This is a genomic window from Actinomadura sp. KC06 (assembly GCF_004348735.1).
Taxonomy (GTDB): Bacteria; Actinomycetota; Actinomycetes; order Streptosporangiales; family Streptosporangiaceae; genus Spirillospora.
Genome location: NZ_SMKT01000237.1, coordinates 1 through 9,618 on the forward strand (window position 1 = coordinate 1; position 9,618 = coordinate 9,618).

Sequence of the window (9,618 nt, forward strand, 5' to 3'; positions counted from 1 at the left end):
TATAAGAGACAGGCCGGGCGGGGACGGTCGCGCCCACAGTAGCGACACGCGGCGGGCCCCCGCCAACACCCCAGCGAGGGCCCGCCCTGCGAAACGATCAGAGGGTCGAGAACGGTCAGAACGGTCAGAAAGCGGCTTCGGGCAGCTCCATCACGTCCAGATCGGTGGCCTCGGCGATGGCGCGCTCGGACGCCAGCCGCGGCAGGACGGTCCGGCAGAAGAACTGCGCGGCCGCGACCTTGCCCGTGTAGAACGCCTCGTCCGATTCGGAGACGTCTCCGCCGCTGAGCGCGGTGAGCGCGATCTCGGCCTGGCGGCAGAGCAGCCAGCCGACGATGAGGTCGCCGAGCGCGAGCAGCAGCCGGGACGTGTTGAGCCCGATCTTGTACAGCTCCTTCGGGTTCTCCATCGAGCCGAGCGCCCACCCGACCATCGGGTCGATGATGCCCTGCACGTCGTCCAGCGCCCGGCCGAGCAGCGCCCGCTCGTTCTTGAGCCGCCCGTTGCCGGCGTCGGAGCCCGCGAACGCCCTGATCTCCCCGGAGAGCACCTTCAGCGCCTCGCCGTTGTCCCGGAGGATCTTGCGGAAGAACAGGTCCTGGCCCTGGATCGCGGTGGTGCCCTCGTACAGGGTGTCGATCTTGGAGTCGCGGATGTACTGCTCGACGGGGTAGTCCTGCAGGAAGCCGGACCCGCCGAGCGTCTGCAGCGACTCGGCGCCGAGCAGCGCGTACGCCCGCTCGGACCCGAAGCCCTTCACGATCGGCAGCAGCAGGTCGTTGACCTTCTCGGCGGTCTCGTCCTTGCGGCCCTCGTACTCGGCGATCTGCACGGCGTCCTGGTAGGACGAGGTGAGCAGCACCAGCGCCCGCATGCCCTCCGCGTACGCCTTCTGCGTCATGAGGCTGCGCCGGACGTCCGGGTGGTGGGTGATCGTCACGCGCGGGGCGGTCTTGTCGGTCATCTGCGTCATGTCCGCGCCCTGGACGCGCTCCTTCGCGTACTCCAGCGCGTTCAGGTAGCCGGTCGACAGCGTGGCGATGGCCTTCGTCCCGACCATCATCCGCGCGTACTCGATGACGAGGAACATCTGCTTGATGCCCTCGTGGACGTCGCCGACCAGGTACCCGACCGCCGGTTCCTTCTCGCCGAAGGTCAGCTCGCAGGTCGTGGAGACCTTGAGGCCCATCTTCTTCTCGACGTTCGTCACGTACACGCCGTTGCGCTCGCCCAGCTCCCCGGTCTCCAGATCGACCAGGTACTTGGGGACGAGGAACATCGACAGCCCCTTGGTGCCGGGACCGGCCCCCTCCGGACGGGCCAGCACCAGGTGGAAGATGTTCTCCGCCATGTCGTGCTCGGCCGAGGTGATGAAGCGCTTGACGCCCTCGATGTGCCAGGTGCCGTCCGGCTGCTGGACGGCCTTGGCCCGGCCCGCGCCGACGTCCGACCCGGCGTCCGGCTCGGTCAGCACCATCGTGGCGCCCCACTGCCGCTCAAGGGCCAGCTCGGCGAAGCGCTTCTGCTCAGGCGTGCCGATGTGCCACAGGATGCGCGCGAAGCCGGGGCCGGACGCGAACATGTAGACGGCCGGGTTCGCGCCGAGGATCTGCTCCGCGACCGCCCAGATCAGGGAGCGCGGGGCGCGGCTGCCGCCTAGCTCGGGGACGAGGTCGAGCCGGTACCACTCGGCGTCCATCCAGGCCTTGAAGGACTTCTTGAAACCCTCCGGCATGGTGACGGCGCCGGTGGCGGGGTCGAACACCGGCGGGTGGCGGTCGGCGTCCTCGAAGGACTCGGCGATCGGGCCCTCGGCCAGCCGGCCGACCTCGTCGAGGACGCTGCGGGCGGTGTCCTCGTCGAAGTCCTCGTACGGGCCGGAGCCGAGGAGGTCCTGGCGCCTGAACACCTCGAAGAGGTTGAACTCCAGGTCGCGGAGGTTGCTCTTGTAGTGCCCCATTCGAGCCTCCGTCTGGTCCCGCGGAGCCCCGGCGACGACCGGTCCCGCTGCGTGTACTGGTCAGTAACTCACCACCATGCTACCCGCTGGTAACCGATACAGAACACCCCGCGGGAGTTCGGTGGGAAGATCAGGTGAAGGTCACACCCCACCCCCCGCGACAGCAGTTCACCCGCGGCAGAAAGAGGAGGTGCACATGAAACACAGGGAGGCGGAGGTCCCGAGACTGACCGTCATCGGGACCGGCTACCTCGGGGCCACGCACGCGATCTGCATGGCGGCGCTCGGCTTCGAGGTCCTCGGCGTGGACGTCGACCGGCACAAGATCGGCAGGCTGGCGTCCGGCGAGGTCCCCTTCTTCGAACCCGGACTGCCCGAGCTGCTCACCAAGGCGCTCGACTCGGGCCGGCTCCGGTTCACCACCTCCTATGCGAAGGCGGCCGACTTCGGCGACGTCCATTTCCTCTGCGTCGGGACGCCGCAGCTCCCCGGGTCGGACGCCGCCGATCTGACCTACATCGACTCCGCCGTCCGCTCCCTGGCCCCGCTGCTGCGCCGCCGCGCCCTCATCGTCGGGAAGTCGACGGTGCCGGTCGGGACGGCGCGGCGCCTCACCGGCATCGTCCACGACCTCGCTCCCGCGGGCGCCGACGTCGAGCTGGCGTGGAACCCCGAGTTCCTCCGCGAGGGCTTCGCCGTCGACGACTCGATGCGCCCCGACCGGCTGGTGTTCGGCGTCGCGTCCGACTGGGCGGACGAGCGGCTGCGGGCCGCGTACAAGCCCGTCCTCGACCTCGGCACCCCCGTGATCCGCACGGACCTCGCCACCGCCGAGCTCGTCAAGGTCGCCGCCAACTCCTTCCTCGCCACCAAGATCTCCTACATCAACGCGATGGCGGAGGTGTGCGAGGCCGTCGGCGCCGACGTCAAGGACCTCGCCGACTCCCTCGCGCTCGACGACCGGATCGGCGGCAGGTTCCTGCGTCCCGGGCTCGGCTTCGGCGGCGGCTGCCTGCCCAAGGACATCCGGGCGTTCGCGCACCGCGCCGAGGAGATCGGCGTCGGGCAGGCCGTGTCGTTCCTGCGCCAGGTGGACGACATCAACCGGCGGCGCCGCGCCCGCACCGTCGACCTCGTCGGCGAGGTGCTCGGCGGCGACGTCACGGGCAAGCGCATCGCCGTGTGGGGCGCCGCGTTCAAGCCCAACTCCGACGACGTCCGCGACGCTCCCGCGCTGGACGTGGCCCGCACCATGCACAGCCTCGGCGGCGACGTCCGCGTCTACGACCCGGCGGCCCTCGACAACGCCCGCCGCGCGTTCCCCGAGCTGCGCTACGGCGAGAGCGCGTTCGACGTGGCCGGGAACGCCGACGTCGTCGTCCTGCTGACCGAGTGGTCGGACTTCCGCGAGGTGCGTCCGGAGGCGCTGGCGGAGGTCGTCCGGCACAAACGGATGGTGGACGGACGGCACGCCCTCGACGCGGCGCAGTGGAGATCGGCGGGCTGGGAGTACCGCGCGCTCGGCAGATCCTGAACACCCGGGAATGTCCTCTGGCACAGGGCCGTTGGGGCTGGTGAGGACCCGTGGTCCTCCCGGACGAGGTGCGTCGTACCCGGCAGGCCAAGACGACGCGTGACAGCAGTCGTCTCGCCCACCGGGAGGGTGATCATGGCCTGGATCCTCGTCATCGCCGCCGGCCTCTTCGAGGTCGCGATGGCCCTGTGCCTGAAGGGCAGCAAGGGCTTCACCGAGCCGCTGCCGTCCATCGGCTTCCTCGCCTTCGCCGTGACCAGCTTCGGCCTGCTCAGCCTGGCGCTGAAGAACCTCGACGTCGGCACCGCCTACGCGGTGTGGGTCGGAATCGGCGCGGTCGGGACGGCGACGCTCGGCATGCTCCTGCTCGGCGACCAGGTGTCCGCGCTCAAGATCGCCGCGCTGGCGTTCATCCTGATCGGCGTCGTCGGCCTCAACCTCGCCGGAAGCGGTGGCCACTGACGGCCGTCAACGCGGCCATTCGCAGGTCACGAAGGCTTCCAGGAACGTAATCTCCCGTAACAACGTCTATGGGCGTAACAGCGTCTAAGGGACGAGGGCGCCCGGACGCATGGGACGGGAGCGCCCGGAGCGCTCGAAACGGGAGGACGGACCTTGGTCTTCAAGAAGCTGCGGCAGGCGATGGGCATCGGCGGCCCGTCGATCGAAACGACCCTGCACGACCCGAACACGAGGCCCGGTGGTGCCATCACCGGCGAGATCACCATCATCGGCGGCCAGCACGACTCCGACATCAAGTCGGTGAACCTCGCCCTGCGCACCAGGGTCGAGATCGAGTCGGGCGACAACGAGTACACGTCCAACCTGGAGTACGCCAAGCTGCCGGTGGCAGGTGCTTTCGAGCTGGACGACGGCGCCCGGCACAGCATCCCGTTCCAGTTCGCCATCCCCTGGGAGGCTCCGCTCACCCACATGTACGGGCAGCCGCTGCGCGGCACCACGGTCGGTCTCGCGACCGAGCTGGAGGTCGCGGGCGCGATCGACCCGGGCGACCTCGACCCGATCGCCGTGCACCCGCTGCCCGCGCAGGAGCGGATCCTCGCGGCGTTCTCCAACCTCGGTTTCCAGTTCCGCAACGCCGACTGCGAGAAGGGGCGCATCTGGGGCGTCCACCAGGAACTGCCGTTCTACCAGGAGATCGAGTTCTATCCTCCGAGCACGTACGCGCGCGGCATCAAGCAGCTTGAGGTGACGTTCGTGTCGTACCCGCAGTCGATGGAGGTCGTGCTGGAGCTCGACAAGCGGGGCGGCGCGTTCACCGAGGGGCGCGACGCGTTCAGCCGGTTCACCGTCGACTACGCGAGCGTCGAGCAGACGAACTGGGAGCAGCAGCTCGACGGCTTCCTCAAGGACGCCGGACGCCGCCGCGGCTTCTTCTAGACCGTCCAGCCGCTTACGGGATCCCCTCCGCGACGTTGATCGCGGAGGGGATCTCCGCGTAGAAAGAGTGTCCGTGCCCCAGCCCCCCGGACTCAACGCCGCGGAACAGCGCCTCTGGGCCGCGTTCCCCACCGGCGCGACGGTCGTGCTCGGCGACGACCGTCCCGCAGGACCGCTGCCCGAGCGGATGGTCCGCGCCGAGATCATCACCCGGTTGCTGCTCGGCGCGGGCGACACGCGTCCCGGCGCGGTGGCGGCCGTCCGCCTTCGCGGCGCCTACATCCTGGGACGCCTGGACGTCTCGGGCGGGTCCGTCGAGCACGAGCTGCTGCTGGACGCGTGCCGGTTCGTCGAGGAACCGGACTTCTCCAACGCCGAGACCCGCCAGCTGCGGTTCAACGACTGCCGGATACCGGGCTTCGACGGCGGCGGGCTCCGCGCGGACGGCTTCCTCAGCATGTCCGGATCGGAGATCGACGGCGAGATCCGGCTGTTCCGGGCGCAGCTCAGCGGCGGCCTCCGGCTGAACGGGACGACGATCACCGCGCCGGGCCCGGAGCGGCGGGCGCTGTCCAGCGGCGGCCTCGTCGTGGACGTCGGCACGTTCATCCGGAACGCCACCATCACCGGCGGTGTCCGGTTCGTCGGGGCCCGGATGAACGGCGGGCTGTTCATGGAGGGCACGACCCTCGTCAACCCCGGCCGCCTCGCGCTGGACGCGCAGAACATGGTCGTCGAGGACACCGCCGAGTTCAGCAACGGGTTCAGCGCGCTCGGCACCGTCCGGCTGCGCAGCGCCCGCTTCAACGGCATCCTGTCGTTCTCGCGGGGCCGCCTCGACTCCGGCGACCCCGCCAGGATGGCGCTGCACGCGAGCCACATGCAGGCCGACGAGCTGCTCCTGTGGACGGACGGGCAGATCAAGGGCCGGGTGTCGCTGTCGTACTCCCGGATCGCGCTGATCATGGACCATCCGTCCGTCTGGCCGGACGAGCTGTACCTGAACGGCATGACCTACGAGACGCTGCGCGGCGGCGAGTTCAAGGACCGGCTGAGCTGGGTGTCCCGTGACCGCGAGTTCCACCTGCAGCCGTACGAGCAGCTCGCCTCCTGGTACCACGGCATCGGCCACGACGACCTCGCCCGCAAGGTGCAGCTCGCCAAGCTCCGCGCCCGCCGCCGCCACCTGAACCCCGTCGGGAAGGCCTGGAACCATCTCCTCGACTGGACGGTCGGGTACGGCTACCGTCCCTGGCTGGCGTTCGCCTGGTTCGCGGCCCTGCTCGCCACCGGGACGACGGTGTTCTCCATCGAGGAGCCCCGTCCGGTCAAGCCGGCGAACGAGCTGCCCGCGTTCCACGCCCTGATCTACACCCTCGACCTGCTGATCCCGCTCGACACGTTCGGGCAGCAGCTGTCCTACGACGCGGTGAGCTGGTCGCGGTGGGTGGCGTACGCGCTGGTCACGACGGGCTGGGTGCTCGCGACCGCCCTGATCGCCGGCGCCACCCGCGTGCTGCGGCCGGCGTCCAACCCGAACTGAGCTCCGAACCCGCGGGCCGCCCCGGGCGTCCACACGGACAGGGGATCCACGAGAATGGGACGGCATGGGCACATATCTGATCACGGGGGCGACCGGCGGCATCGGGACGGCGGTCGCCGAGCTGCTGCGCAGGCGCGGACATGACCTCGTCCTAACCGCCCGCTCGCCGCAGCGGCTGGGCGAATTGGCCGGGCGGCTGCGCGGCGGCGCGCACGCCGCCACCCAGGTCATCAGCCCGGACGCGGTCGCCTCGGCGCGGCGCGATCCGTCCATCACGACGATCCCGGTCGACCTGACGGAGCCGCTGCGCATCGAGGCGTCCCTCGCGATGTCCGGGCTTCCCCCGCGGCTGGACGGCGTCGTCCATGCGGCGGGCATGGTGCATCTCGCGCCCGTCGCCGACACGGAGGCGGACGAGTGGATCCAGCACCTGTCGGTCAACCTGGTGTCCGCGGCGGAGCTGACGCGGCTGCTGCTGCCCGCGCTGCGCGCCGCCGAGGGGCACATCGTCTTCGTCAACTCGACCGCGGGGCTGCGCGCCAATCCGGAGTGGTCGGCGTACGCGGCGAGCAAGTTCGGCCTGCGCGCGCTGGCCGATTCGCTTCGTGCCGAGGAGCCGTCCTTGCGCGTCACGACCGTCTACCCGGGCCGGACGGCCACGGACATGCAGCGGAAGGTGCGCGCCCAGGAAGGCCACCCCTACGCCGAGGACGACTTCGCCGCCCCCGCCACCGTCGCGCGCGTCCTGGTGTCGGCGCTGGAGACGCCGCGCGACGCCGTCGTCTCCGAGGTCACCGTCAGGCCGAACTAGCCCCGGCGCCGACGTCGCGGCCGGTGCCGCGGCGCAGGACCCAGGAGCCCAGCACGCCGCCGATCAGCCCGAACAGGTGCCCCTGCCACGAGATGCCGGGGTCGCCGGGGATGACGCCGAACAGCATCGTCCCGTAGACGGCGACGACGGCGACCGCGATCGCGATGTCGACCAGCCGCCGCTCGAAGATCCCGCGTCCCACCAGGTAGCCGAAGAAGCCGAAGATCAGGATGCTCGATCCGAGCGTGTTGGCGGAGCTGGTGAACCACACCCCGAGCCCGCCGACCACGATGACGATCAGGCTCGCGACCAGGAACTTCGCGATGCCGCGCGCCGCCGCGATGAACCCGAGGACGAGGAACGGCACCGTGTTGGCCATCAGGTGCCCGAGCCCGCCGTGCATGAACGGCGCGGTGAAGATGTCCGGCAGGTCGTTCACGTCCCGGGGCTGGATCCCGAACCGGTCGAGCCATCCGTCGGACGCGTGGTCGAACAGCTCCAGCACCCACATCACCGCGGTCACGGAGCCGATCAGGACCGCGGACGCCAGCGCGCGCGTCCCGTGCTTGGCGAGCCCGTCGGAACTCCGCTTCTCGGGGATATAGCTCATGTCAGCCACCGTAAGTCTGGACGACCCTGTACAGCCAACGCGCGAAACGTCCGGAACGTGCCACCGAGGGCTGTTCGTCAGGCGGCGGACGCGTGTTCCGGCTCGGACGCGTCGCCGCGTACGACGATGACGGGAAGGGGCCGCCGCGCGGGGGCGTCGGCCGTCCGGCGCAGGTAGCGGCGCTCCTCCGGCGTCGTCCCGCCCCAGATCCCGTCGGGCTCGCCGACGCGCAGCGCCCAGCCCAGGCACTCGGCCTTCACCGGGCAGTTCGCGCAGATCGCCTTGGCGGCGTCCTCCTGGGCCTTCAGCACCGGCGCGGAGTAGCCGATCGGGAAGAACAGGTCGGGATCGGCACCGCGGCAGATGGCGTGGTCGCTCCAGTGTTCCTCGTTCTCGATGTGGTGCATTGGATCTCCCCTGCGCGGCGACGAGACCACCGGCAGTTCGGCTCCGAGGTGGTCTCCACTCAACGTAGTACTACAAAGTGTAGTACTACAAGACGTTCGTGAACGTTGCAAGTTAGCGTCCGGATAGCCTGTGAGGCGTGCAGCGTGATCAAGAAGTGACCTTCCGCGAGGCTACGGCGGACGATCTGCCCCAGATCGTCCGGCTACTGGCCGACGATCCCCTGGGAGCCACCCGCGAAACACCGGGGGACGAGATTCCGGACGCGTACTTCACGGCCTTCACCGCCATCGAGAAGGACCCGAACAACTCCGTGATCGTCGCCGAGGTCGCGGGCGAGATCGCCGGGACGCTGCAGCTGACGTTCATCCCCGGCCTCACCTACACCGGCAGCGAGCGCGCCCAGATCGAGGGCGTCCGCGTGGCCGCCTCCCAGCGCGGCCGCGGCCTCGGCCAGGATTTGATCAACTTCGCCATCGACCGGGCCCGCGCCCGCGGCTGCCGCGTCGTCCAGCTCACCACCGACCGCCAGCGCCCCGACGCCGTGCGCTTCTACCAGAAGATCGGCTTCCGCCCGTCCCACATGGGCATGAAGTACCACCTCACCTGAGCGCGCCGCGCTCACTCCGGCCACAGGTCATAGATTTTCTTGCTTTTTCCGGTGCAGACCTCGGGCGGCGCTATCTGATCAGCGCGCATTCCATAACCCGTGAGAAACCCTGTTCTCTTCGCCACGGCATGGACCTGCATGACGCTGTGATAGTCGCGAGTTTGATCGCCTGCGGTATCGATGAGGCACGCATCAACATTCGCGACAAAGGCGGCCAGGTGATCGGTGAGCCCGGGGACGCGGGCCGGGTCGTAGTCCGAGAACGGCTTCCTGCCCTCGCGGGGCCGCCAGACGAAGGGCTTCCGGTCGGGAGACGACCACAGGCACACCGCGTCGGCGTATGGGCAGGCCAGCGGGTCAGGACGCGCGCCGGGCCCGGGGCGGGCGCTGCGCTCCGGGCGCGCCGCCTCGCCCGAGAAGGCCCACCGGTAGGCGGACCCGCCGATCGGGGTGAACGCGACCAGAAGGCTCGCCGCCGCGGTGCAAATAGCGCTGATCTCGACGGCGATCTTTAGCTTGCGACCTCGCGAACCGGCGGGAATGTCGGACTGAGGGGCACCCTCTCGCTCCATACGGAAAATCGTAACTCAAGATCAATTCTTGAAGGGCGAGAAGGGTTTCTTAGGGCAAATATTCGGTTTATGCAATCAGCTGGCGTTCGTCAGGCGCGGAGGATGGACCGGACGACCGTCTCGGTGTCGGTGAGGTCGGGGAGGACGACCTCGGCGCCGGAGAGGCGGAGGG

10 protein-coding genes and 1 riboswitch are annotated in these 9,618 nt (G+C 69.6%); of the genes, 6 read left to right on the plus strand and 4 right to left on the minus strand.

Translation table 11 applies throughout. The features are described from left to right. Nucleotides 1-124 precede the first annotated feature (124 nt). The gene (locus E1287_RS39680; protein ID WP_131970701.1) at nt 125-1,960 is read right to left on the minus strand and encodes an acyl-CoA dehydrogenase; all 1,836 of its coding nucleotides are present in this window, start codon (nt 1,958-1,960) and stop codon (nt 125-127) included. Between the two features lie 196 nt (nt 1,961-2,156). Here E1287_RS39680 and E1287_RS39685 point away from each other — a divergent pair, with 196 nt between their 5' ends. The 5 genes from E1287_RS39685 to E1287_RS39705 all read left to right on the plus strand — a co-directional run bounded on the left by E1287_RS39685 (nt 2,157) and on the right by E1287_RS39705 (nt 7,249). Continuing rightward, on the plus strand, nt 2,157-3,494 hold the full coding sequence (locus tag E1287_RS39685; protein WP_131970703.1) for a UDP-glucose/GDP-mannose dehydrogenase family protein: 1,338 nt from the start codon (nt 2,157-2,159) through the stop codon (nt 3,492-3,494). Nucleotides 3,495-3,533: 39 nt separating this feature from the next. Beyond that, a riboswitch (guanidine-III (ykkC-III) riboswitch) is annotated at nt 3,534-3,596 on the plus strand. 33 nt (nt 3,597-3,629) lie between these two features. Continuing rightward, the gene (locus E1287_RS39690) at nt 3,630-3,956 is read left to right on the plus strand and encodes a multidrug efflux SMR transporter (RefSeq protein ID WP_131970705.1); all 327 of its coding nucleotides are present in this window, start codon (nt 3,630-3,632) and stop codon (nt 3,954-3,956) included. Between the two features lie 153 nt (nt 3,957-4,109). Further along, a complete protein-coding gene (locus tag E1287_RS39695; protein ID WP_131970707.1) occupies nt 4,110-4,895 on the plus strand; it encodes a sporulation protein in 786 nt (261 codons plus the stop codon). A 73-nt stretch (nt 4,896-4,968) separates the two neighbouring features. Then, the gene (locus tag E1287_RS39700) at nt 4,969-6,438 is read left to right on the plus strand and encodes a hypothetical protein (protein ID WP_131970709.1); all 1,470 of its coding nucleotides are present in this window, start codon (nt 4,969-4,971) and stop codon (nt 6,436-6,438) included. A 64-nt stretch (nt 6,439-6,502) separates the two neighbouring features. Beyond that, a complete protein-coding gene (locus E1287_RS39705) occupies nt 6,503-7,249 on the plus strand; it encodes an SDR family oxidoreductase (RefSeq protein WP_131970711.1) in 747 nt (248 codons plus the stop codon). On the opposite strand, the gene E1287_RS39710 is transcribed toward E1287_RS39705, so the two are convergent. After that, entirely contained in the window at nt 7,236-7,859 is a 624-nt protein-coding gene (locus E1287_RS39710; RefSeq protein ID WP_131970713.1) for a rhomboid family intramembrane serine protease, read from the minus strand. The two genes, E1287_RS39705 and E1287_RS39710, sit on opposite strands and share 14 nt — an antisense overlap. A gap of 77 nt (nt 7,860-7,936) precedes the next feature. Continuing rightward, nucleotides 7,937-8,266, minus strand: coding sequence for a WhiB family transcriptional regulator (locus E1287_RS39715; protein ID WP_131970715.1), 330 nt, complete (start codon nt 8,264-8,266; stop codon nt 7,937-7,939). A gap of 155 nt (nt 8,267-8,421) precedes the next feature. On the opposite strand from E1287_RS39715, the gene E1287_RS39720 reads away from it, so the two are divergent. Then, on the plus strand, nt 8,422-8,874 hold the full coding sequence (locus E1287_RS39720) for a GNAT family N-acetyltransferase (protein ID WP_131970718.1): 453 nt from the start codon (nt 8,422-8,424) through the stop codon (nt 8,872-8,874). Nucleotides 8,875-8,885: 11 nt separating this feature from the next. Here E1287_RS39720 and E1287_RS39725 read toward each other — a convergent pair whose 3' ends face one another. After that, nucleotides 8,886-9,446: a hypothetical protein gene (locus tag E1287_RS39725; protein ID WP_131970716.1), complete on the minus strand. Its 561-nt coding sequence runs from the start codon at nt 9,444-9,446 to the stop codon at nt 8,886-8,888. Nucleotides 9,447-9,618 lie beyond the last annotated feature (172 nt).